This is a genomic window from Flavobacterium endophyticum, from assembly GCF_003634455.1.
GTDB classification, from domain to species: domain Bacteria; phylum Bacteroidota; class Bacteroidia; order Flavobacteriales; family Flavobacteriaceae; genus Flavobacterium; species Flavobacterium endophyticum.
The window spans coordinates 49,409-73,830 of record NZ_RBLC01000007.1; the positions used below are offsets into that span (position 1 = coordinate 49,409).

At 37.7% G+C, this 24,422-nt stretch carries 21 protein-coding genes; 8 read left to right on the forward strand and 13 right to left on the reverse strand.

What is annotated here, in order from left to right; genetic code table 11:
• Positions 1-152 precede the first annotated feature (152 nt).
• The 4 genes from CLV94_RS16480 to CLV94_RS16495 form a co-directional block, all read right to left on the reverse strand.
• Positions 153-1,592, reverse strand: coding sequence for a TolC family protein (locus CLV94_RS16480; protein WP_121377611.1), 1,440 nt, complete (start codon positions 1,590-1,592; stop codon positions 153-155).
• On the reverse strand, positions 1,585-4,752 hold the full coding sequence (locus CLV94_RS16485; RefSeq protein WP_121377612.1) for an efflux RND transporter permease subunit: 3,168 nt from the start codon (positions 4,750-4,752) through the stop codon (positions 1,585-1,587). The genes CLV94_RS16480 and CLV94_RS16485 overlap by 8 nt, the downstream gene beginning before the upstream one ends.
• A gap of 32 nt (positions 4,753-4,784) precedes the next feature.
• Positions 4,785-5,867 carry an efflux RND transporter periplasmic adaptor subunit gene (locus CLV94_RS16490; protein WP_121377613.1) on the reverse strand — a complete coding sequence of 361 codons (1,083 nt, stop codon included), beginning with the start codon at positions 5,865-5,867 and terminating at the stop codon, positions 4,785-4,787.
• A 169-nt stretch (positions 5,868-6,036) separates the two neighbouring features.
• The gene (locus CLV94_RS16495) at positions 6,037-6,432 is read right to left on the reverse strand and encodes a hypothetical protein (protein ID WP_121377614.1); all 396 of its coding nucleotides are present in this window, start codon (positions 6,430-6,432) and stop codon (positions 6,037-6,039) included.
• Positions 6,433-7,241: 809 nt separating this feature from the next.
• On the opposite strand from CLV94_RS16495, the gene CLV94_RS16500 reads away from it, so the two are divergent.
• Positions 7,242-9,119, forward strand: a complete 1,878-nt coding sequence (locus CLV94_RS16500) for a PAS domain-containing sensor histidine kinase (protein ID WP_121377615.1) — start codon at positions 7,242-7,244, stop codon at positions 9,117-9,119.
• A gap of 106 nt (positions 9,120-9,225) precedes the next feature.
• On the opposite strand, the gene mnmE is transcribed toward CLV94_RS16500, so the two are convergent.
• On the reverse strand, positions 9,226-10,641 hold the full coding sequence (mnmE, locus tag CLV94_RS16505; RefSeq protein WP_121377616.1) for a tRNA uridine-5-carboxymethylaminomethyl(34) synthesis GTPase MnmE: 1,416 nt from the start codon (positions 10,639-10,641) through the stop codon (positions 9,226-9,228).
• 143 nt (positions 10,642-10,784) lie between these two features.
• Here mnmE and CLV94_RS16510 point away from each other — a divergent pair, with 143 nt between their 5' ends.
• Positions 10,785-11,633 carry a universal stress protein gene (locus CLV94_RS16510; RefSeq protein ID WP_170148825.1) on the forward strand — a complete coding sequence of 283 codons (849 nt, stop codon included), beginning with the start codon at positions 10,785-10,787 and terminating at the stop codon, positions 11,631-11,633.
• An 11-nt stretch (positions 11,634-11,644) separates the two neighbouring features.
• Positions 11,645-13,015 (forward strand): NAD-dependent succinate-semialdehyde dehydrogenase, encoded by a 1,371-nt coding sequence (locus tag CLV94_RS16515; RefSeq protein ID WP_121377618.1) that lies wholly within the window; start codon positions 11,645-11,647, stop codon positions 13,013-13,015.
• 79 nt (positions 13,016-13,094) lie between these two features.
• On the opposite strand, the gene CLV94_RS16520 is transcribed toward CLV94_RS16515, so the two are convergent.
• The 6 genes from CLV94_RS16520 to CLV94_RS16545 form a co-directional block, all read right to left on the reverse strand.
• Positions 13,095-13,634, reverse strand: a complete 540-nt coding sequence (locus CLV94_RS16520) for a hypothetical protein (protein ID WP_121377619.1) — start codon at positions 13,632-13,634, stop codon at positions 13,095-13,097.
• A 10-nt stretch (positions 13,635-13,644) separates the two neighbouring features.
• On the reverse strand, positions 13,645-14,763 hold the full coding sequence (gene dnaN, locus CLV94_RS16525) for a DNA polymerase III subunit beta (RefSeq protein ID WP_121377620.1): 1,119 nt from the start codon (positions 14,761-14,763) through the stop codon (positions 13,645-13,647).
• A 97-nt stretch (positions 14,764-14,860) separates the two neighbouring features.
• Positions 14,861-16,525: a gliding motility-associated ABC transporter substrate-binding protein GldG gene (gene gldG, locus CLV94_RS16530; RefSeq protein ID WP_121377621.1), complete on the reverse strand. Its 1,665-nt coding sequence runs from the start codon at positions 16,523-16,525 to the stop codon at positions 14,861-14,863.
• On the reverse strand, positions 16,525-17,250 hold the full coding sequence (gldF, locus tag CLV94_RS16535; RefSeq protein ID WP_121377622.1) for a gliding motility-associated ABC transporter permease subunit GldF: 726 nt from the start codon (positions 17,248-17,250) through the stop codon (positions 16,525-16,527). The genes gldG and gldF overlap by 1 nt, the downstream gene beginning before the upstream one ends.
• 104 nt (positions 17,251-17,354) lie before the next feature.
• Complete coding sequence (locus CLV94_RS16540) at positions 17,355-17,651, reverse strand: putative quinol monooxygenase (protein ID WP_121377623.1); 297 nt, start codon at positions 17,649-17,651, stop codon at positions 17,355-17,357.
• Between the two features lie 76 nt (positions 17,652-17,727).
• Entirely contained in the window at positions 17,728-18,555 is an 828-nt protein-coding gene (locus CLV94_RS16545) for an SAM hydrolase/SAM-dependent halogenase family protein (protein ID WP_121377624.1), read from the reverse strand.
• A gap of 107 nt (positions 18,556-18,662) precedes the next feature.
• Here CLV94_RS16545 and CLV94_RS16550 point away from each other — a divergent pair, with 107 nt between their 5' ends.
• The 4 genes from CLV94_RS16550 (at position 18,663) to CLV94_RS16565 (ending at position 22,246) form a co-directional block, all read left to right on the forward strand.
• Positions 18,663-19,613 carry a PhoH family protein gene (locus CLV94_RS16550; protein ID WP_121377625.1) on the forward strand — a complete coding sequence of 317 codons (951 nt, stop codon included), beginning with the start codon at positions 18,663-18,665 and terminating at the stop codon, positions 19,611-19,613.
• 112 nt (positions 19,614-19,725) lie between these two features.
• Positions 19,726-20,520, forward strand: a complete 795-nt coding sequence (locus tag CLV94_RS16555; RefSeq protein WP_121377626.1) for a T9SS type A sorting domain-containing protein — start codon at positions 19,726-19,728, stop codon at positions 20,518-20,520.
• Between the two features lie 198 nt (positions 20,521-20,718).
• Entirely contained in the window at positions 20,719-21,669 is a 951-nt protein-coding gene (locus CLV94_RS16560) for a phosphoribosylaminoimidazolesuccinocarboxamide synthase (protein WP_121377627.1), read from the forward strand.
• A 190-nt stretch (positions 21,670-21,859) separates the two neighbouring features.
• The gene (locus CLV94_RS16565; protein WP_121377628.1) at positions 21,860-22,246 is read left to right on the forward strand and encodes an ankyrin repeat domain-containing protein; all 387 of its coding nucleotides are present in this window, start codon (positions 21,860-21,862) and stop codon (positions 22,244-22,246) included.
• A gap of 70 nt (positions 22,247-22,316) precedes the next feature.
• Here CLV94_RS16565 and CLV94_RS16570 read toward each other — a convergent pair whose 3' ends face one another.
• Complete coding sequence (locus CLV94_RS16570; RefSeq protein WP_121377629.1) at positions 22,317-23,408, reverse strand: M42 family metallopeptidase; 1,092 nt, start codon at positions 23,406-23,408, stop codon at positions 22,317-22,319.
• Positions 23,409-23,491: 83 nt separating this feature from the next.
• Between CLV94_RS16570 and CLV94_RS16575 the strand changes: the two genes are divergently transcribed.
• Positions 23,492-24,148, forward strand: a complete 657-nt coding sequence (locus CLV94_RS16575) for a DUF4294 domain-containing protein (protein ID WP_121377630.1) — start codon at positions 23,492-23,494, stop codon at positions 24,146-24,148.
• 67 nt (positions 24,149-24,215) lie between these two features.
• On the opposite strand, the gene CLV94_RS17085 is transcribed toward CLV94_RS16575, so the two are convergent.
• On the reverse strand, positions 24,216-24,422 hold a 207-nt coding region (locus tag CLV94_RS17085), incomplete at its 5' end, for a hypothetical protein (RefSeq protein ID WP_170148826.1).

Genomic DNA, 24,422 nt, shown 5'->3' on the forward strand with positions numbered 1-24,422 from the left:
AAAATTTCCAAGCCATTCAGAAAACTTTAATGCCATTTTTCTGACATGCCTTAAAAATGCTATTTTTATAATGTTTAATTCCTCGCCACTTAAAATATTTATTTTTTAATTGACGAGGAATTTTTTAGAAAAACTATGTTTTAGGTATTAGCCTATTTCCAGCCGCCGCCTAAATCTCTATACACATGAACTGCTGCATTCAGCTGTTCTTTTTTGGTTTCTATCAATTCTAGCTTAGCTTCTAGGGCATCTCTTTGTGTCATCAAAACCTCGAAATAATCGACTCTGGCAGATTTAAACAAATCATTGGAAACATCAATAGATTTATTTAGGGCATCTACTTGTTGTGATCTTAAATCGTAGCCTTTTTGGAGGTTATCGATTTTAGAAAGCTGCGTCGAAACCTCTAGATAGGCATTCAAAACCGTACGATCGTAATTGTATAAGGCTTGAAGTTGTCTTGCATTGGCACTTGAAAATTCGGCTTTGATAGCATTTCTGTTAATCAAAGGTGCGGCAATATCGCCTGCCAAAGAATACAAAATGGATTCAGGAAATGTAAACAGATAAGCTGGTTTAAATGCCTGTACGCCGAAAGCGGCAGAAATATCAAGCGAAGGATAAAATTCGGCACGAGCCACTTTTACATCTAGTTTTGCAGCTACTAGCTCTAATTCTGCTTGTTTTACATCGGGACGATTCGTCAGTAATTGAGATGGAATTCCAGAATTTACGGCCGCTGGCAATAAATCAGTAAAATTGGTTTTATCTCTTTTGATTTCTTGCGGATAGCGTCCTAACAAAAAGTTGATTTTATTCTCTGTTTCTTTAATTCTTTGGAGAATATTGAACTCTAAGCTTTTTGAAGTCAAGACTTCTGCTTGAAATTTCTGAACACCAAGTTCTGTTGCTCTTGCGGCCTGTTTTTGAACTTTTACAATTTCAAAAGCATTGGTCTGCAAAGCAATAGTTTGTCTTACAATATCCAACTGGCTGTCTAAAGCCAGTAGCTCGTAATAAGAATCGGCAACTTCAGCAATAAGATTGGTAATGACGAAGTTTTTGCCTTCAACCGTAGCCAAATATCGGTTCACCGCAGCTTTTTTAGAATTGCGCAGTTTTTTCCAGATATCAACTTCCCAATTCGCATAGGCAGCGATTGTGTAATCGGGTAGTGGATCTGGTGTTTCGACGCCTGGTTTTATTTCTGTTGAAGCATCACCAGCACCTTGGCTTGTATATCGGCCTACTTTTTCTAGTCCAGCTCCAGCACGAACACCAAATGTCGGCAATAAAGCGCCTTTGCGGACACGGATATCATTCCTTGCAATTTCTATCTCCTGCAACGTCATGTTCAGTTCCTGATTATTCTTCAGGGCAACATCAATCAACTCGACAAGATTTTGGTCTTTAAAGAAATCGTTCCATTTTAGAGTAGAAATAGTAGTAGTGTCCTCTGACTTTACATTTCCAAATGCTTCGGGAAGAGGCTTGCTTGGCGTTTCGGCTATAGTCTGTGGCGCCTTGCAGCTTATTACGGCAAGACAAAGGGCTAAAGCTATACTGTATTGATATAATTTGATTTTATACATGATTGTTATCAATTTCTTCTGTTAATGGATTTTCTTCTTCATGTTTTACCAGTTTGTACTTTTCTGATATTCTACCGAAAATGTAATACAATCCAGGAATTACAAACACACCGCAAATAGTTCCTATAAGCATACCTCCAGCAGCAGCAGTACCAATGGTTCTGTTGCCAATTTTACCAGGACCTGTCGCAAATGCAAGAGGCAATAATCCGGCGATAAAGGCAAATGAAGTCATCAAGATAGGACGGAACCTTGCTTTGGCTCCTTCCATAGCAGCTTCCAAAACCGACTTGCCGGCTGCGTGCCTTTGTATAGCGAACTCTACAATCAATACGGCATTTTTACCCAATAAACCAATAAGCATTACCATGGCAACCTGAGCATAAATGTTATTTTCTAATCCGGTTAATTTTAGCAAAAGGAAGGCACCAAAAATACCTGCTGGCAAGGAAAGAATTACGGATAGTGGTAGAATAAAGCTTTCATATTGAGCTGCCAAAACTAAATACACAAATCCTAAACAAATCAAGAATACCCAGATGGCCTGATTGCCTTGTGCTACTTCATCGGCAGAAATACCTGCCCAGTCAATATCATATCCTCTAGGCAATTTTTTTTCTGCCACTTCTTGGATAACCTTAATCGCCGTACCCGAACTATACCCTGGAGCAGGTCCACCGCTAATTTCAGTAGAAGTATACATATTGTGTCTTGTAATTTCTGAAAGACCGTATACTTTTTCTAATTTCATAAAGGCTGAATAAGGCACCATCTCATCTTTATTATTCTTCACATAGAGTTTTAAGATGTCATCAGGTTGTGCACGATATTCTGGAGCCGCTTGAACGATTACTTTGTAATTAATTCCGTATTTGATAAAACTAATTTCGTAGTTACTTCCAACGAGAGTCGATAGAGTGTTCATGGCGTTTTCGATAGAAACTCCTTTTTGTTGTGCCAAATCATTATCAACTTTCATCATGTACTGAGGAAAACTGGCGCTAAAGAAGCTAAACACGTTAGACAATTCAGGACGTTTGCTCAATTCTTCTACAAACTCTTTATTTACTTCTTCTAGTTTTTTGAAATCACTAGAGCCTGTTTTGTCCAACAGACGAAGTTCAAATCCTCCGGCCGCTCCATAGCCTGGAACTGCTGGCGGTTGGAAAAATTCAATATTGGCGCCTGGAATATTTTTTGATTTTTCTTCCAATTCTGTCATAATTTCTTGTACAGATTGTTTTCGGTCTTCCCAGTCTTTTAAGTTGATCAAACATGTTCCTGCATTGGCTCCGGTACCTTCGGTCAAAATTTCATAACCAGCCAATGAAGAAACAGATTTAACTCCTTCTATGCCTTCCGCTATTTTTTGCAGTTTTTCTGCAATATTATTTGTTCTTTCCAACGATGAACCTGGCGGCGTTTGAATAATCGCATAAAACATTCCCTGATCCTCATTCGGAATAAACCCAGAAGGAACGGTGCTGCTGATCAGCCATGTTCCCGCGCAAAAACCGAGCAACGCGATAACAGTAACGGCTCTTCTATTTACGATTTTGCCTAGTACATTTTGATATTTGCCTTGGGCTAGATTGAACTTGTTGTTAAAGCCGTCGATAAATCTGTTTGCGGGTGTTTTCTTTTTAGGCTTGCCATGATTATTTTTTAGCATCATTGCACAAAGAGCCGGTGTCAGAGTCAAAGCCACTACACCTGAAAGGATAATAGCTGTTGCCATCGTAATCGAAAACTGTCTGTAAAAAACTCCCACAGGACCCGACATAAAAGCAACTGGAATAAATACGGCAGCCATCAAGAATGTAATGGCGATAATAGCTCCGGCAATCTCATGCATCGCCTTTTTTGTCGCTTTAAACGGCGAGAGATGTTCTTCTTCCATCTTGGCGTGTACGGCTTCAATAACCACAATTGCATCGTCGACGACGACTCCAATAGCTAACACCAAGGCGAATAACGTAATTAAGTTCAAGGAAATATCGAAGAATTGCATGAACACAAACGTTCCAACCAGCGAGACGGGTACTGCAATTGCCGGAATAACCGTAGAGCGCCAATCGCCTAAGAAAAGAAAGACCACTAATCCTACCAAAATAAAGGCTTCGATCAGAGTGTGGATTACTTTTTCGATCGAGGCATCTAAGAATTTAGAGACATCGTATGAAATTTCATAATTCATTCCTTTTGGGAATTTTTGCTTGATTTTTTCGAGCTTGGCTTTTACGTCTTTAATAACTTGGTTTGCGTTACTTCCAAAAGATTGCTTTAGTACGATAGCCGCAGATGGCTTGCTGTTTAAGTTCGAATAAATATCATACATCGAACTGCCAAATTCAACGCTAGCAATATCTTTCAGACGTAAAAGCTCTCCATCAGGATTCGATCGTACAACAATATTCTCATATTGTTCCTTGGTCGTAAAACGCCCAGAGTATTTTAATACATATTCAAACGCTTGAGAACGTTTACCTGAACTTTCACCTGTTTTACCAGGAGAGGCTTCTAAACTCTGACTTGATAATGCTTCCATTACTTCGTCGGCCGATATTTTATAAGCCAGCATACGGTCAGGCTTTAACCAGATACGCATGGCATATTCACGTGTTCCTAAAATATCTCCAGAACCAACACCATTAACCCTTTTTAATTCTGAAAGCACGTTGATATCGGCATAGTTGTATAGAAACTTCATGTCGGTATTTTTATCCGTACTATAAAGATTCACATACATCAACATACTCGGAACTTCACGGGTAATTTTTATACCTTCTCGTACGACCAGCGGAGGCAGCTTATTAGTAACCGAAGCTACACGATTTTGAACGTTAACGGCGGCTTGATTAGGATCAGTTCCTAAATTAAATACTACTTGTATGCTTGCTTCACCGTCATTTCCAGCATCAGAAGTCATGTATTTCATTCCCGGAACTCCATTTAAAGCTCTTTCTAAAGGAATAATAACCGATTTGATCATTAGCTCACCGTTAGATCCCGGATAATCTGCTGTAATATTAACCATCGGAGGGGAGATGGTAGGGAACTGGGTGATAGGCAAATTCATTACCGACAATACCCCTAAAAAGACAATTATTAGCGATATTACTATCGACAGTACAGGTCTTTGAATAAATTTATTAAACATTTTTGTAATTTTTAATGATTAAAACAATAGACCTATTCTGCTTTTAAACGCAAATTATTCATCACCGTTTTAGGAGCAACATATCCGTAAGAAATCTTTTCATCATCTTTTACTTTCTGGATACCGTCCAACAAGATTTTATCATTTGCGGTAAGACCGCTGCTTATCACATACAAATCTGGAATTTCGCCAGTAATAGTAATTTCTTTTGAGCTCAACACATTATTTTTGCCTACCACAAAAACATACTTCTTATCTTGAATTTCATAAGTCGCTTTTTGCGGAATTACAATAGCATTTTTCAACGGAACCAGCATTTGTACTTTTCCGGTTTCGCCATTTCTAAGCAATTTTTCTGAATTAGGGAATCTAGCTCTAAAGGCTATATTTCCTGTTTCGTTATTGAATTCGCTTTCGATAACTTCTACATTTCCTTTGTATTTAAAAGATTCGCCATTGGCTAAAAGCAAGTTTACTTTGCTTTCTGCACGATCTTTTACCTCAGTTTGGTATTGAAGGTATTCTGGTTCTGATACATTGAAGTAGGCAAACATCTGGCTGTTATCAGAAAGGCTGGTCAATAATTCGCCTTCCTCGATAAGGCTTCCTAGCTTGAGCGGGATACGGTCGATAGTTCCGTCAAATGGCGCCCTGATTTCTGTGAATGATAAATGAAGTTTCGCCAATGCAACTTCAGCTTTTGCGGCTTGAAGTTTGGCTTGAGCAACGGCCTGTTCGTTTTTAGAAACGACGTTTTTATCGGCTAATATTTTAGTGTTTTGCAATTCTATTTCAGCTGCCTTTTGCTCTGCTTGGGCTTTAAGCAATTCTGCCTCGTATAGTTTTGGCATGATTCGGAACAACAGCTGTCCGGCCTTTACAAACTGGCCTTCATCAACATAAATGTTTTGTAGGAATCCTTTTTCTTGGGCACGGATTTCGATGTTTCGAACAGATCTTATCTGCGAAACATATTCCTTGGTAAATGTAGTATCGATTTTTACAGGATTCGTCACTGTAAATTTGTCGGCTTCTTCTTTTTTTTCTTCTTTAGTTGCACAACTTGTTAGGCACAACAAGGCAATAATGCCTGTTAATACGACTATTCTTTTCATAGTATTTAAGAATGGAAATTAAGCGATTGAATGATCGGAATGCAATGATTGTTCAGATGTAAAAACACCAGTAACCACAGTGATACATGACTACGCTTGAGAAGTAAGTTTACTTTACAGCTACAAGATATGTTGGGTCATGCTTTAGGTAACCGATGTGTCTCGCTTTTCAGATTCTTAATACTCTGTGAGTAATATAAATAGGATTGGATTGGCCACAAAATGGCGCGAAGGTTTTAAAATTATTATGATAATGGTTTAAAAGTGACCGACCGCTGAGCGTTAGGTACCATTTATCTAATAAGCTGTAATTGGTAATGAAAAATTTACTTGAAATTCCATCGTCTATATCTCCTCCGCCCAAGTGTTCTTCATCAAGATCTAAAGCGTCTTCAATTAGCGAATTGCTGGTATCTTGATTCGTAAATTTTACTCGGTGTCTTTTTTCTAAGCTATGAGAAGAGTGCGTAGAAGTAGAAAATTGCTGGATACTAGCATAAACGTATTGGCTCCCGCTTAACAGAAGCAAACACACATAAACAAATAGTACAGCTAGCTTTTTCATTTGCCGCCAAAAGTAAACAAAGTATTGAAAGAAAAAAAGAATTTTTGCTACGTTTTAACAAGTAATTTTAACTAAAACGTTTTCATGAATTTTGTGGATATTATTTCCTGATATAAAAATTCAAAAGCTTTTATATCGCTTGATTTCAGTGTAGTGAGGGTAGATAGGTTTACAACATTTTATCTAATATCGATAAATATCACAAACTGACCAATAGTTTGTATATCAGAGATGTATAGGGATTTTGAGGCTGATTATATCACAAATATAATATTCATTAAAAAATAAAGTCAATTTGCGACTTTCTGGTGACTTTAATAGGTATGGTATTCGATGGTTGTTTTTAAGGGTTAAATTGATACCATCACAGAAAGCAGTAGGGCTTGGAATTCTTTTGAATACGATAAGAATTTCTTTGGGCGCCACGCTTGCACTTCCACCGCATCATCAACTGAAAAGTTATAAAGCACAATTACGCTTTAATATAGAAATACAGATATAAGTTTCGCCACGAAAACATTTTCCCTTTAGAATATACCGTATATTTACCATTAGGTAATATAGATCTTTAGCCCACTAGTTGAGCCGGTTAAAATTGCATCAAAACGTGCATGAAACCAAAGTAATATGAAACCTGTTATATGCGGGTTTCGAAAAGGAGTACATCTCTATCTTTCCACTTTTATAATAAACTAAATAGTTTTTAAACAACCATAGAGCCTTTCAAACCAAAGCTTTGCCGTTTTTTTATTTTGCGGTGTAGCTTTCAAAATCTGCATATTCCTATAATATTTAAAAGTACGGCACCTATGGACATTTTTATACTAATCATCTATATATTACTTATTTCTGCAGGGGTCAGCTTGTATTTAATAAAATATAGAAAAACGAAAAAGGAACTGGATCTTACCCTAAATCGAATCAAGGATGCAGTTATTTCTGTTGATAATGAATGGAGATATACCTTTTTAAATGATGCAGCCCTTAAAACCCACCCGTTTGGCAGGAAAGATACCTTGGGTAAAGTACTTTGGAACGTACATCCTAAATTAGTAGGCACTATTTTTTGGCATACATATCATAAGGCAATGGCATCGGGTGATATAATGGAATTTGAAAATTACTATAATGAAATGAGCACGTGGTTTTCAGTCAAAGTTTATCCATCTGATACAGGTCTCACCATTTTCTACCAGGATATAACTGAGAGTAAACACATAAGGATTCAACTTGCGAAAAGTGAAAAAAAGTACCGTACTCTATTTTACAAAAGCCCGCTTCCTATTTGGTTATATGATTTTGAAAGCTTGCGGTTTATTGATGTAAATGAAGCTGCGGTAAGTCACTATGGATATACGAGGGATGAATTTTTATCCATGACCATAAAAGATATAAGGCCAAAAGAAGATATAGCAGTGTTGCTGGAAGATATTGTCCAAGTACGGCAAAATTCTTATCGCTCGAGGCACGGTAGCTGGCGGCACCTGAAAAAAAATGGAGATATACTGACTGTGGAAGCAACGGCGCATTCCTTTACTCATGAAGGGAGAAAGGCAAGAATTGTAATTATTAATGACATTACACAAAAAACGATTATGGAACAAAAGCTTCTGGATAACCAGATGAAGCTGAATGAAGCACAGGCAATAGGACGTTTGGGCAACTGGGATATTGATCTTCAAAAAAATATTCATACATGGTCCGATCAATTATATACAATATTTGGCCTTGACAAAATAGCAACAGTGCCTAGCGTTGATCTTTTTTTATCTTTTATCCATCCTGAAGATAAAGGGATGGCAGAAAATTTAATAAAAGAAGCTGTATATGATTTCAAAGTGGCAAAACTGGATTTCCGGTTTATAACAAGCACCGGTCAACAAAGATTCGGATACATCGAATGGCGTTTTGAATACAGTACCAATAACATTCCGATACGGCTCTTCGGAATTTTGCAGGATATAACAGAACGCAGGGAAGCTGAGGAAAGCTCAAAACAACTTGAAGCTAAAATTAAAGAACAGAAAATACAAGCCCTGAAAAAAATTTCCAAGGCAATTATAAAGGCTCAGGAAAAGCAAAAAAACTATATTGCACAAGAACTCCACGATAATATAAATCAAATCTTGTTTAGTGCCAAACTTCATCTTGGAATTGCCGGGCGCAAGAATCCAGCTATCAAAGAGCTGATTGAACAACCAATCGACCAAATCAGTAAAGCCATGGATGAAATTCATTTGCTAAGCCAAAATCTGGTAACACCTTTGACAGAAGCTGGGCTTGAGGAAATTATCACTAACCTTATACATAAAATTAATCACGATACCGATAATTCGATAAGCATTTTCTTTTCTTATTCGATTCCATTCGAATTTTCTGATGAGCTAAAATTAAATATATACAGAATTATCCAAGAACAATTACAAAACATCCTTAAGCATGCCGAAGCCAAAAATGTAACAATAGCTTTAACTGCTAACGATACCAGTATTTATATCACTGTGGAGGATGATGGTAAGGGATATGATGTACAACAAAAAAGAAAAGGACTGGGAATTTCAAATATCATACACAGGGCGGAGGCATTTAACGGCAAAGTGGAGATACTGAGCAAAGTAGGCGAAGGCTCTAGAATAAATGTAACGATACCTTACGGCTTAAATTCAGGAGATGGTAACGCAATTTAGAAGTTCAGAACCAGCAAAATTGATACAAGAATCACAAAACATCGATAAAATGAAAAACCAGCTAAACCACTATTTAACCGGTTTTGTTTGTGATATTTTGTTTAACTTACTTCCCAATGCAGAAGTTAGCAAAAATATTTCCTAAGAGCTCATCATTAGTTACTTGCCCAGTTATTTCTCCAAAATAATACAAAGCCTGGCGGATATCGATTGCCATCAAGTCGCTTGAAATTCCAGTTTGCAGCCCGAATTTGACTTTTTGGATTTCTTCCAGCGCTTTTAACAAGGAATCATAATGCCTTGTATTGGTCACGATAGTTTCGTTATTTCGCAGGGCACCTGTATTCACAAAGGAAAGCAGCTGATTTTTTAAGTCTTCGATATTTGTATTTTCTTTAGCAGAAATTAAAAGAATTTCAGGGATTTCAGATTTTAAATTTTCGATTTGAGATTCAGTCAGCATATCAGCTTTATTTCCAATAATGACTAAAGGTTTTAGCGGAAACTGATTTCTTATCTTTTCAACTTCAATTTTTATAGTATGCAGCCTGCTATTTTCTGAAGTCTGAAGTCTGAAATCCGAAATCTGAGAACTGTCCAAAAGATAAACGACAACTTGTGCCTGTTCAATCTTTTCAAAAGTTTTTTTAATTCCGATACTTTCCACAATATCTGCGGTTTCTCGGATTCCAGCCGTATCGATAAATCGAAAGCCGATACCGTTAATTACAAGCTCGTCTTCAATCGTATCGCGTGTTGTTCCAGCAATTTCAGAGACAATAGCCCGTTCTTCGTTCAGCAAAGCATTCAATAGGGTTGATTTCCCAACGTTTGGTTCGCCGACAATCGCAACAGGAATACCGTTTTTGATTACATTACCAACTGCAAACGAGTCGATAAGCCGTTTTAAAACGAATTCGATGCGTTCCAAGAGTTCATGAAATTGCGTACGATCGGCAAATTCTACATCCTCTTCTGCAAAATCCAATTCCAGTTCGATTAGGGAAGCAAAATTCAGGAGCTCTTCCCGAAGTTTGGCAATTTCATTAGAAAAGCCGCCTCGCATCTGCTGCATGGCAATCTGGTGCGAAGCTTCATTTTCGGAAGAGATAAGATCGGCTACAGCTTCAGCTTGCGATAAATCCAGTTTTCCATTAATAAAAGCGCGGAGCGTAAATTCTCCCGGTTCGGCCATTTTGCATCCTTTGCGGAGCAACAATTGAATAATCTGCTGTTGAATGTAAGTCGAGCCGTGGCATGAAATTTCAATCACATTTTCTCCCGTATAAGAATTAGGACCCTTAAAAATAGAAAGCAATACTTGGTCATATACTTTCGCGCCGTCGACGATATGTCCCAGATGGATGGTATGCGTCTTCTGTTTCAGGATGTCTTTTCCAGAAACCGACTCAAATAACGAAGCCGCAATTGTCAGTGCATCTTTTCCCGAAATCCGAATGATGGCAATCGCTCCAGCGCCTGATGGAGTAGCCAAGGCAACGATAGTATCTTGTGAAAGCATATTTTTTATTTTATGCAAAGATAGCAGGAAAGTTGCTATGTGGCAAAACCACCGACAGTGTTAAATAAAAGCAAACTTCAAGCGTATGATTTTCTTTAGGCTTTAGTTTTTTGTAACTTTATATGTACAAAACGACTTGTATTATGAAACGCATTCTTTTTCCAACAGATTTTTCAGAAATAGCTGATAATGCTTTTCTCTACGCGCTGAAAATGGCGGATTCGCTTGAAGCAGAGATAATGTTGCTTCATACTTTTGATATGCCAATTATCGATGGGGCTGAAATTCCGATTAATTTTAAGGAAATGTATGATTCGCTTGAGCTTCAGCAGATGGCTCATTTTCAAGATTATATTCCGAAACTTCAGAGAATAGCCGATGCTCATGGAATGGGACATATTAAAATAACACACTTACTCAAATCGGGCGATTTAACTTTTGCGATGCAAGATGCGGTGGGAGAACATAATATAAGCTTAGTGGTTATGGGAACAAGCGGCGTTTCGAATTGGTTTGACTCGCTTTTTGGTTCTCAGACGGGCGAAGCTATAACCTCACTTACAGTTCCCGTACTGAGTATTCCGATAGAAGCGAGATACAAGAAAATAAAAACAATCGCTTTTACTAATCTTTATAGAGAAAAAGATTTTGAGGCTTTGGAACGCTTAGTCGAAATTGCAGTAAAATTTAATGCCTCTATTAAAAGCTTATATGTCAAGAAATCATCTTCTACTATTTCAGATGAAGAGATTAAAATATGGGAAGGTCGCTGCAGTGCTTGGCCAGTCCAGTTTTTTGTCGTTCCTCATGACGACGTAAAAGAAACTATCCAAGATTTTATAAATAATCAGCATATCGATATGCTGACCATGCTGACGGAAAGAAGAGGTTTTTGGGAAGACTTCTTTAGTTCAAGTCTGACAAAAAAAATGTCCTATAAGATCGATATTCCAATGTTGGCACTACACGAAAGAAGTAGTACTAATGCATAAATAATTAAAAAATGGCAATCCAAACAATCAATCCCTATAACAATAAAGAAGTCAAATCTTTTGAAGAATTTTCGGCAGAAACTGTTGAGCAAAAAATAGCGCAAGCTGATCAAACGTATCAAGTTTGGAAATCGGTTCCAGTAAAAGAACGCTCCAAGCTTTTGATGAATGTGGCGTCGATATTACGCAAAAGAAAAGAAGAACTGGCAAAACTGATAACGCTCGAAATGGGAAAACTAATTGCCCAAAGCGAAGCTGAAATTGACATGTGCGCTTCAGTATATGAATATTATGCCCAAAATGCCGCTACTTTTTTAGAAGACAAACCTATTGAGGTAAAAGATGGAAAGGCATTCGTTCGATACACTCCGATAGGAATCATTCTTGCGGTCGAGCCATGGAACTATCCTTTTAATCAAGTAGCAAGGGTCGCTGCGCCGAATATTATGGCTGGAAACGTAATCATGGTGAAACATGCTTCCAACGTTCCGCAATGTGCTCAAGCCATAGAAGAAATATTTAGGCAAGCCGGTGCTAAGGAAGGAATCTATACTAATTTATTTCTTTCGAACCCGAAAATCGCTAAAATTGCGGAAGATCCGAGAATAGTCGGTATGTCTTTGACGGGAAGCGAAAAGGCGGGTTCTAGTTTGGCTGAAGCCGCTGGAAAAAACTTAAAGAAATCGGTTTTGGAATTAGGAGGTAGCGATCCCTTCATCGTTTTAGAAGACGCTGATTTGGATAAGGCCGTACAAAATGCCGTCAAGGGAAGATTCGGCAATATGGGGCAAGCCTGTACCTCGTCAAAAAGAATTATTGTGGTAGAAGAAATAGCTGATAAATTTCTGGAAAAGTTTAAGGAAAAGCTCACAGGATTGAAAATAGGCGATCCTATGGAAAGAGATACTCAAGTTGGACCTTTGAGCAGTGAGGAAGCTGCCAAGAAGATTGAAGAGCAGGTAAATGAAACCATAAAAGCAGGAGCGAAGGTCGTATTGGGAGGGAAGCGAATTGCTAGAGAAGGAGCTTTTTTTGAACCTACAATTTTAACCGATATCAAGCCCGGAATGGTAGCGTATCATGAAGAAATTTTTGGACCTGTAGCTTCATTTTATAAAGTAAAGGACGAAAAAGAAGCAATTGCGTTGGCCAATGATTCTACTTTTGGATTAGGCGGTTCTGTCTTTAGCCAAAATATTGACAGGGCAATCGAAGTTGCCAGCCAGATTGAAACGGGAATGATTTTTATCAACGAACATGCAGCATCTCGTCCGGATTTGCCTTTTGGCGGAACCAAACGTTCTGGGTATGGCAGGGAGTTGTCAGAATTAGGAATTGAAGAGTTCGTTAATAAAAAGCTTATCCGCATTAGTGACAGATAATTTTTAGCTTGCTTATAAATAAAAAACCGTAGCTCAAAGAGACTACGGTATTTTTTTGGTATAAAGGGTTGGTTGTAGCTTATTCTGTACTGCTCAAGTCAGTAAATAATCCGTTGTATTTTCCTGTGAAAGTCTGGCCATCGGCTCTTGTAAAAGAGAATGTAAGGTCAACTTTAGTTTCTGTAACAGAATTGATGGTAACCGTTTTCTCAGTTGCTGTCAGCCCAGGGTCTGAACTTTTTAGCAAGAAAGTACCGTTTGTATACGTGAAATCTTCATCTTCTGCATTTTGTACAAAAGCCCCGCCCGTTTCGATAGAATAGTTAGGAATATCGATTAAAGTTCCCGGTTCCAAATCAATACCATTAAAATCAAAATAGACTTTAGAGATATTCGATACGGCAGTAGAATCGCTTAGGTTTACATTTGAAAGTACTATAGAAATGGTACTCGGATTTTCATCTACAATATTGTCATCCGTAACAAAAGCATTGTTTAAAACATGAAAAGCTCCGTTAAAAGTAAATCCGTTTTCACCTAAAGTTCTTCCGTCGTCATCTGAACAAGACAGAAAAAGAAAAACCGCTAAAAAAGGAAGTACTTTGATGATATTGCGCATAAAAAAGATTTTAGTTGTTCAGCATTACCGGCATTACAAGCATCGTTACTGTTTCGCCTTCTTCTAGTCCGTCAACAGGAGTAAGGATACCTGCTCTGTTAGGAAGCGACATTTCCAGCATGATTTCGTCTGATTGCAAGTTTGTCAGCATTTCAGTCAAGAAACGTGAATTGAAACCGATTTGCATATCGTCACCTTGATAATCACAAGTCAAACGCTCTTCTGCTTTGTTTGAATAATCGATATCTTCGGCAGAAATATTCAATTCTGCTCCAGCAATTTTCAAACGAATTTGGTGCGTAGTTTTATTTGAGAAAATCGCAACACGACGAACCGAGCTCAAGAATTGAGAACGATCGATCATCAATTTGTTTGGATTTTCTTTTGGGATAACCGCTTCATAATTTGGATATTTTCCGTCAATCAATCGGCAAGTCAATACGTAATTGTCAAAAGAGAAAGTAGCATTTGAATCGTTGTATTCGATTTTTACTTCTGCTTCAGAAGTTCCAAGAATACTTTTTAAGATATTCAATGGTTTCTTCGGCATGATAAAATCAGCCACTTGTGATGCTTTTACGTCAGTTCGCGCATATTTTACCAATTTGTGAGCATCGGTTGCCACAAAAGTCAATCCTTCTGGAGAGAACTGGAAAAATACGCCAGACATTACTGGACGTAAGTCATCGTTTCCAGCAGCAAAAATGGTCTTGCTTACAGCAGTTGCCAAAACGCCAGCAGGCACGATAGTAGAAGACGGATCATCAAGGTTTACAGATTTCGGGAATTCTTCGCCTGGAGCATATGCCAAGGCATATTTACCAGAATTAGAACTGATTTCAATCGTGCTGTTTTCTTCCACCGTAAAAGTAAGCGGCTGCTCTGGAAAAGTTTTCAAGATTTCCAAAAGCAATTTTGCTGGAACAGCAACGCTTCCGGTACTCGTAGAATCGATTTCTAGCGTAGCAGACATTGTTGTTTCCAAATCGGATGCAGAAACAGTCAATTGATTGTTATCCAATTCAAAAAGGAAATTATCTAAAATAGGCAAAGTATTGCTGCTATTGATAACGCTTCCTAAAACTTGCAATTGTTTTAATAAGTATGAACTCGATACTATAAACTTCATTTTCGTCTTTTATTTAATAAGGATTGTAAAACTACAAAATTTTACATTGCACAAATATATCTTAAACTAATTCTAAAACAAAACCAATTTATTAACATTATTTGCTATACGCACGCTTTCTGAGGTAGGTAAACAATAATCCAAAAATTGCGAGGATAAGAATTGGTAATCCAATAGTTATGAATTGGGTAAAAGTATAATTTTCTGTTACTTTCTTTTCATCAAGAAGCGGCAGTTCTACATTCTTGCCTCGGATGTTGATAAGTCCGTTGTCATCTAGGAGGTAATTTATAGAATTCATCAGAAAATCTTTATTGCCATAAATCTGCTGTGTCCATTGGTCTAGACCATTCAAAAGTGGTTTTTTGTTGACATACGTATAGTTGATAATATCGCCATCGGCAATCACGATCATCTTGTTGTCTTTTCCTTCGTCAAGCGATTTGTCTGCCTTGAAAGGCTTCACGCGGTTTTTGAAAGCCGAAGTGAATTTTCCTTCTAATAAGACACCTAATGTTTGGTTTCCTTTTGAAAACTCGGCTTCATTTAGCTCTTCCATAAACTGGTGCAGGCTCATTTCAATTGGAGATCCGACAAGTTTTGATTCAGGAGAGCTTTTCAGCAATACCGTTTTCTTGATGTTATTTTTTAGCGTATCGATCTGGTTGGCAAACTCTAGTTTTACCAAGTTCACATTTTTATTTATCGGATGGTTTTCTCCCGATTTTATGATAGGCGAATACAGCCAGTCGATAGGGAAGTCTCCATTTTCAGAACGCGCTGTAATTGGCGTGGATAATAAATCTTGAACCAAATTGTAATTGATACGGATGCCGTATTTGAAAAACATATCGTCAAGATTTAGCTCTAGTGGATACGCCAAAGCGGACTGAGACTCATTCTGAAGATTGTCAATATCAGCCACGACTTTGTCGATAAGCCAGAGCGTCTTGCCGCCGTTCATGATGTATTGATCTAGAATGTATTTTTCAGAATCTGTAAATGCTTCGGTTGGTTTGGCAATGATAGCCGCCTCAAAATGAGCCAAATTCTGCATCGTCTTGTTTTGGTCATTGGCTAGCGAATCGAGATTGAATTCTCCAATCAGATAGTATTCCTTTAAGTTTAGGATAAAATCTGCCAGATATTTGTCGTTCATCTCGCCGTTGCCTTTTAATACAGCAATTTTTTTCTTTTCGGTCGTAGCCAGTTTCGTAAGAGCATCGGCAAAAGCAAACTCTAACAATTGTACTGATTTGCTGATATTTTCGTCTGCATTATTTCCGAAGTTATTGATCAATAAAGGAACGCGGACAGACTTAGTACCGTAGTTCGCAATAGCCCACGGAAAAACCTGAATCATTGATTTTTTTCCGTTTTTGTTGCTTTGGATGTTGGTAGGCGAGAAGCCCAATCCCGACAATTCGGCAACAAATTGATCTGCTTTAGATTCGTCGGCCAAAGGATCCGTAAAATTAAAGATAATGTTAGAGTTATATGCTCTGAATTCTTCCAGCATCTGTCTTGTTTCTCCTTGCAGACGTTTAAATTCTGGTGGAAACTGTCCATCGAGAAATACGTCGATATATAACGGCTGGTCGACTTTTTTGATCATGTCGAGCGTACTTTTCGACAGCGTATAGCGTTTGTCTTTGGTAAGGTCGAATCGCTTAAAAAAGAAGTTTCCGGCAATGTTTACCGCAATTACGGCTATGATGATAAGGCCGAGCTGCTGCAGGCTTTTTTTCTTAGAGGCTTTCATTACGATTTCAAAGATTTAAGTTTAAAAGCAGTAAAGGATAAGAACAATATCGTAATGCTTACAAAATAAAGAATATCTCGCGTATCCAATACGCCGCGGCTCATGCTTTTGAAATGATAATCCATTCCAATTGATGAAACAACAAGGTCGAATCCTCCAGCATAGGTTGAAATTCCGTCAAATCCGAAATAGAACACAAAGCACAAAAGCACCGAAATTATAAATGCGACAATTTGGTTTTCAGAAAGCGTAGAAGTAAAAATTCCGATAGAAGTATAAGAAGCAATCAAGAATAATAATCCGAAATACGAACCTAAGCTACTTCCGAAATCTAAATTTCCTTCTGGATTTCCAAGATTGTAAACCATAATCACATAAATGAGAGTCGGAATAATAGCGATTACGATCAATAAGAACGCGCCAAGGAATTTTCCGTTTACGATTTCCCAAATGCTTAAAGGTTTTGTGAAAAGCAACTCGATAGTCCCTTGCTTTTTCTCATCCGAAAAACTTCGCATGGTTACAGCTGGAATAAGAAAAATCAAAATCCAAGGAGCTAACGTAAAAAACGGGCTCAAGTCTGCAAATCCCGAATTAGGAATATTAAAATCGCCTTCAAAAACCCAAAGGAAAAGTCCGTTAAGCAAGAGGAAAATAGCAATAACCAAATAACCGATCGGCGAACCGAAAAAGGATTTGATCTCTCGTAGTAAAATTGACTTCATTTATAACTTATAGTTTATAGTTTATAGTTGATAGTTGATAGTTGATAGTTGAATGTTTGAAGTGGGACAAGTTACGTCAAAAATCTAAAATCTAAAATCAAAAATTATTCAAGCGTTACCAGCTTATCCACACTCCACGCTTCAGGTTTGTCGTTAAATAATTTCTTTGTAAATGTCCAGACGCTATCAAAAAGAGCCGATTTCCTATAGTTTTCCAGATCTTCTTCCGTCTCCCAATAGCTGTACGTGAAAAAAATGCTCTTGTTGTTTTTATCTTGGTATAATTCTAGAAAACGGTTTCCTGGGGCATTTCGTATTTTTTCCTTCATCAATTCGAAATTTTCCAAGAAAGCAGGAATGTTTTCTTCATGGAAGGATAGTTTTACAATTCGTACGAACATAGTGTTTGATATATGATTTATGAATTTTGATTTATGACTTTTTGTATGCTTAAAGCGTATTGCCTACAGCTTAAAGCTAAATAAAATTAATGCTTACGAAGTCCCGGTATTTCAATCCCAACAAACTTGAAGCGCCTCCAACAGAATTCGGATTGCTACGGTACATTGCGATTTCTAAAAAACCTGCTTCATTAAAAATAGCGAGTTCCTTTCCTTCGTAAAATTTCATGGAATTCTGCTCAAAATTAATAATCGAAGAATAATTCGGCAAGATGGTCTTTAATTTATAATTTTTAAAACTCACTTCGTATTTTCTTCCTTTTCCAATTTCGGTAAAAAGCTGCCTTGAAATATTCGTTACCACGTTGCCAAAATGGTCGATATAGATTGCATAGCCTTTAATAGAACTGCTGTCTTGACTGACAACAGCCTGCAATTCGGTTACTTCTTTTATTTTGGTAATTTCCTTTCCGATAACATTCAACAAACCGCCGCGTGCAATATGGCAAGCGACTGTTACAAAAACATCCATTGCCGTAGCATTGATGGCTAGCCTGTCGTGAATATTAATGGATACGATTTTCTGCGGAATGATCTTTTGCGTCAGCATGCTTAGGATACCGTTATCGGCACAGATAAAATACTGGTCGTTCCATTGCATGGCAATATGCTGTGTTTCTTGGTGTAATTCAGAATCGACTCCTATTATATGTACGGTGCCTTTTGGAAAGCTAGAATAGGAAGCTCCAATAATATAACTTGTCTCAGAAACATTGAACAAATCGATCTCGTGCGAAATGTCTACAATTTTAGCATCAGGATATTCAGAATAAATCTTGCCCTTTAAAGCACCGACAAAGTGGTCTTTGCATCCAAAATCGGTCGTAAGGGTAATTATTGACATAAAATTGTTTATAACATTAACGCCTAAGCGCCTAAATTTTTATTAAATTTGAGATATGCAAAGCTAACAAAATAGCCAGATAATTTTTTAATTTAATACTATAGCTTTTGAACGAAAGAACCATCGAACTCGTAGACATCGCGCCAAAAGATTTTTGGGGCGCTCAAGACTCTCATCTTGAAACCATTAGAAAATATTATCCTAAATTAAAGATTGTTGCCAGAGGAACTACGATTAAGGCTTTTGGAGAAAAAGAAGTTTTAGACGAGTTTGAAAACCGTTTCCAGCGATTGATGCTCCACTTCACACGCTACAATAATATTGACGATAACGTTATTGAAAGAGTGATTGAAGGAGGAAGCCAGCAAATCGAAAGAATGGGCGACCATGACAAAATCTTGGTTCATGGAGTAGGAGGAAAGATCATCAAGGCGATGACTCCAAACCAGCAGTTGCTCGTCGATACGATGAACAAGAACGATATGGTTTTTGCCGTTGGTCCCGCCGGGACAGGAAAAACCTACACAGGCGTTGCGATGGCTGTAAAAGCGCTGAAAGAAAAACAGGTCAAAAGAATTATCTTGACGCGTCCAGCTGTTGAAGCTGGTGAAAACCTTGGATTTCTTCCTGGTGACATGAAAGAAAAGCTAGATCCGTATATGCAGCCTTTATATGATGCGCTGCGAGATATGCTGCCGAATGAAAAACTCGAAGATTATATCCTAAAAGGAATAATCCAGATTGCGCCCTTGGCTTTCATGCGTGGACGTACGCTCGACAATGCCTTCGTTATTCTCGATGAAGCACAGAATACAACACACTCCCAGATGAAAATGTTCTTGACGCGTATGGGCAAGAACGCCAAATTCATGATTACAGGAGATCCCGGTCAGGTCGATTTGCCGAGAAGAACGATCTCCGGTTTGAAAGAAGCCCTTCTGGTGTTGAAAGACATTGACGGAATCGGCATCATCTATCTTGATGATAAAGATATCGTTCGTCATAGATTAGTTAAGAAAGTAATCGACGCCTATAAGCAGATTGAGAATCACGATTAAAGTAAATTTCTATAAATCATAAAAAAGACAGTTTCTAAAAAGCTGTCTTTTTTTGTTGTGATAAAAAGTAATTAGCTAAATTTGAGATTATTATACTTAAAATCAATAAACTATGAGCAAAATTACTTTATTACTTTTTACGTTTTTTATAGGAGGAATAGCCTCTTATGGGCAATATTCATGTGCCAATGCCATTCCTATAACAAGTGGCTTTACGCAACCTAATATTGTCACGCCAGGAACAGGAAGTCCCGGATCTTGGGTAACATCCGCACCAAACTGCCAAGGAACAGGAGGTTTTAGCAGCACGCTAAGTTTTAACACAACTTGTTTTGATGATGTATTTATTTCTCAAGGTGATGATTATATGTTTAAATATACATCAGGACCGGTTGCAGGAGAAACAGCGTATTTTGAAATTCTCATCAAGACAGATTATATGGGCTTGATGGCTTTTTCTGATTGCAATGCAACGGTAATTTCTGGTTGCTTATCAGGAGCGTATTCGGGATCGTTTAACACTGCAACAGGAACTTTATCGGTTACTGTAACGGATTTGGCGGCAAATCAAACGATATATTTTGGTGTCGGAATTTGGGCCGATCCAAAAGTTTTAGATTTTGATGTGACCAACTTCACGGTAACACCCCCAGCATTAAGCATCGAGGATATAAGTCAAAATAAAGTGAAATTATTTCCTAATCCAGTTACAAACGTATTGAATATTTCTGGGCTAAAAGAAGTTTCTAATGTTGCCATCTATAACTTGTTGGGACAAGAAGTCATGAGAAAAATGGATATTGATGGAGATAAACAAGTAGATGTTTCAAGCCTTTCGCCAGGGACCTATTTAGTAAAGATAAATACGAATTCAAAAACTGAAACTTACAAAATCATAAAAGAATAGCTGTAAGCATTCTGTTTCATTAGCTTAGTCCAAGATATTCCGTAGGGTTTATCTTGGGCTTTTTGATTATGACTGATCGGAATTAACAAAGAACCTAACCTTTCCGATAAACTTAGTGAAACTTTGTTGCTTCTTTTGTGTATCTCTGCGAAACAAATTACTTTTGTATCTTTCAAACAACAACACAACAACCAAAAAATGAGTAATACCATAACCGCTACCAATTTCAATTTTCCAGGCCAAAAATCAGTATACAGAGGAAAAGTCCGAGAAGTATACAATATCAACGACGAGCTTCTTGTAATGGTTGCTACGGATAGGCTTTCTGCTTTCGACGTAGTCTTGCCAAAAGGAATTCCATACAAAGGACAAATCCTGAATCAGATTGCAACCCGATTCATGGAAATGACTTCGCATCTTGTGCCTAATTGGCTAATCGCCACACCAGACCCGAATGTTGCTATAGGTCATTTATGCGAGCCGTTTAAAGTCGAAATGGTAATACGCGGCTATCTTTCAGGCCATGCAGCAAGAGAATATGCGGCAGGAAAAAGAATAATCTGTGGCGTAGAAATGCCAGAAGGATTGAAAGAAAATGATAAGTTTCCAGAACCAATCATCACGCCTACGACAAAAGCTGACAATGGAGAACATGATGAAGATATTTCTAAAGAAGCAATTCTTGAAAGAGGAATCGTTTCTGAGCTAGATTACGAAGTATTGGAGAATTATACCCGAGTATTATATAATAAAGGTACGCAGATTGCAGCAGATAGAGGATTGATTTTAGTAGATACCAAATACGAATTCGGTAAGACCAAAGAGGGCAAAATTGTTTTGATAGATGAAATTCATACGCCGGATTCTTCTCGCTACTTTTACAAAGAAGGATATGAAGAAAGACAGGAGCGAAGCGAGGCCCAAAAACAATTGTCGAAAGAATTCGTAAGACAGTGGCTGATCGCTAATGGTTTTCAAGGTAAGGAAGGACAGCAAATTCCAGAAATGACAGAAGACTATATTGAATCGGTTTCAGAAAGATATATTGAGTTGTACGAGAACATTCTAGGAGAAAAATTTTTCAAAGCAGACGTTTCCAATATAGATGAACGTATCGAAAAAAATGTATTGGACTTTCTGAACAAATAATCTAACACAATCATAATTCTATAATAACCACGCTTTGCGTGGTTTTTTTGTTCTTTGTAACAGCAAAAGAAGCAATTAGTTAGCTCAAATGTTAAAGTTATGTTATAAAAAAATAATGCTGTAACAAAAGATAAAGTTCGTCGTCTATTCTATACAATCAAATCAAAAAATAATTTAAAACACAATCATCATGAAAAAATCAATCGTTTATTTAGGAATTGCATTACTTGCATTTGGAAATGTTGCTATTGCAGCGAACACTGAAACCGGCCTAACAGAAAAAATTGCTGTTGTAAGCAAAAGCGTAAACCCTTTATGTCAAGCTATCGCTAAAGGCGATGTTGACACCGTAAAAAAAATGATCCAGTTTGGAACAGATGTTAATGCAACATCAAACGGAATGACTCCATTAATGTTTGCTGCACGTTATAACAAAGTAGAAATCGTACAACTGCTTTTGCAAAACGGAGCCAGAGTAAACACAAAAGACGAAAAAGGATTTACAGCATTAAAACATGCAGAATTATCAAATGCTACTGAAGCAGCTGAACTTATAAAAGCCCACAAAAAAGCTTAACAAATCATCAATCAGAATAAAGTCCCGCTATCTCATCAATAACGGGACTTTTGTTTTTTAGTAAGGTTTCTTATTTTCCGAAATAAGTAAAAGTTTCGTCACTTTCGATTTTAAGCAAAGACTCGTAGATAAGCTGAATCACATTTTCGACATCTTCACGGTGAACCATCTCAACAGTTGTGTGCATATAACGCAACGGAAGAGAAATCAAAGCAGAAGCAACACCGCCATTACTGTAAGCAAAAGCATCAGTATCGGTACCTGTAACTCTAGAAGAAGCCAGCCTTTGGAAAGGAATTTTCTTCTCTTCAGCCGTATTTATAATTAACTCTCTCAGGTTGTTTTGAACAGCAGGAGCATAAGTTACAACAGGTCCTTTCCCGATTTGAGTATCACCTTCAATTTTTTTGTCGATCATAGGAGTAGTAGAATCATGGCAGACATCTGTAACAATGGCTACATTGGGCCTGATTGTTTTGGTAATCATTTCTGCACCACGCAATCCTACTTCTTCTTGAACGGAGTTAGTAATATATAATCCAAAAGGCAATTTCTTTTTGTTTTCATGAAGCAGTCGGGCTACTTCAGCAATCATAAAGCCACCCATTCTGTTGTCAATCGCTCGGCAGACAAATTTATTTTCGTTTAAGACCATGAATTCGTCAGGATACGTAATTACGCAGCCAACATGAACGCCTAATTTTTCAACCTCTTCTTTGGTTTCGCATCCACAATCAATAAAAATATTATCGATTCGCGCCGCTTCTTCTTTCCCGCGATTTCTAGTGTGAATAGCAGGCCATCCAAAAACACCTTTCACGATTCCATTTTTGGTATGAATATTGACGCGCTTTGAAGGAGCAATCATATGATCAGAACCGCCATTTCGGATAACATAAATAAGACCATTATCAGTAATATAATTAACATACCAAGAAATTTCATCGGCATGCCCTTCAATGACAACTTTGTACTGGGCATCAGGATTGATAATTCCGACAGCGGTACCATAAGTATCGGTAAGAAAAGTATCGACGTATGGCTTTAGGTAATCCATCCAGATTTTTTGTCCGTTCGATTCGTATCCGGTCGGTGAAGCATTGTTTAAGTAGTTTTCCAAAAAGGTCAAAGACGACTTTTTTAATATAGATTTTGATGCCATAATTTATTTTTTCGCTAAAATATAAATTTGAAATAACAGTTATCCATATATTATATAATTTTACACAACAAACAGTCAATTTAATGAAAGCTATATACTATTTCTCTATCCTGTTCTTTTTATCCAATGCGCTGCAGGCACAAGTTGATAAAAACGATGAGTATTTGAACGAGCCGGATACGATCAAGGTCGTGCAGCTCGATGAAGTACTTATATTAAAAGGAGAAGTTGACGAAGAAAGCAAGAAGAACTTTCTGGTTTTGCAACGAAGAGTCCAGCGAGTCTATCCGTATGCGAAAACTGCAGCGGACAGATTGGTCGCATTAGATAAAGGAATGGCCAAGTTGAAAACTGAGAAAGAGAAAAAGAAATATTTCAAGATTGTAGAGAAGTATCTCGAAAACGAATTTGAAGGCCAACTGAAAAAGCTGTCCCGAAGAGACGGACAGATATTGGTGAAGTTGATTCATAGGCAAACGGGTTCTACTACCTTCGATCTGATTAAAGAGCAAAAAAGTGGCTGGAAAGCTTTCTGGGCAAACAAGACGGCTCGAGTTTTTAGCATAAACCTAAAGACGCAGTACAATCCTTATAATGTAGCCGAAGATTTTCTTATTGAAACCATATTAGTAAGAGCTTTTGAAGAAGGCAGGCTTCCCAAACAAAAACCAGGCATCAATATAAACTATCAAGAACTTTCTAAATCATGGAATGAGAAAGTAGCAAAATCTAAAACATAATACAGTACTATAATATATATGTATAAAGGCAATCTAAAGATAGGTTGCCTTTTTTATTTGCTAGTTTTTATTCTTTAATGGTTAAAACCGAACTTAAATATGTCAAAATAGTAGATTGGCGTTTGGTTTCTTGACGTTTTTCATCTTCCTTCGGATGCTTTCCGAGCAAGTTTTCCATATTTTCCGCCACAGAATCCGCAGGCCGCCCCGGCTCCTGCCGCCCTTTTTCAAGGAGCGTCCGCGCGGCTTCCCCGATTCCTCCGCCGTCAGCCGA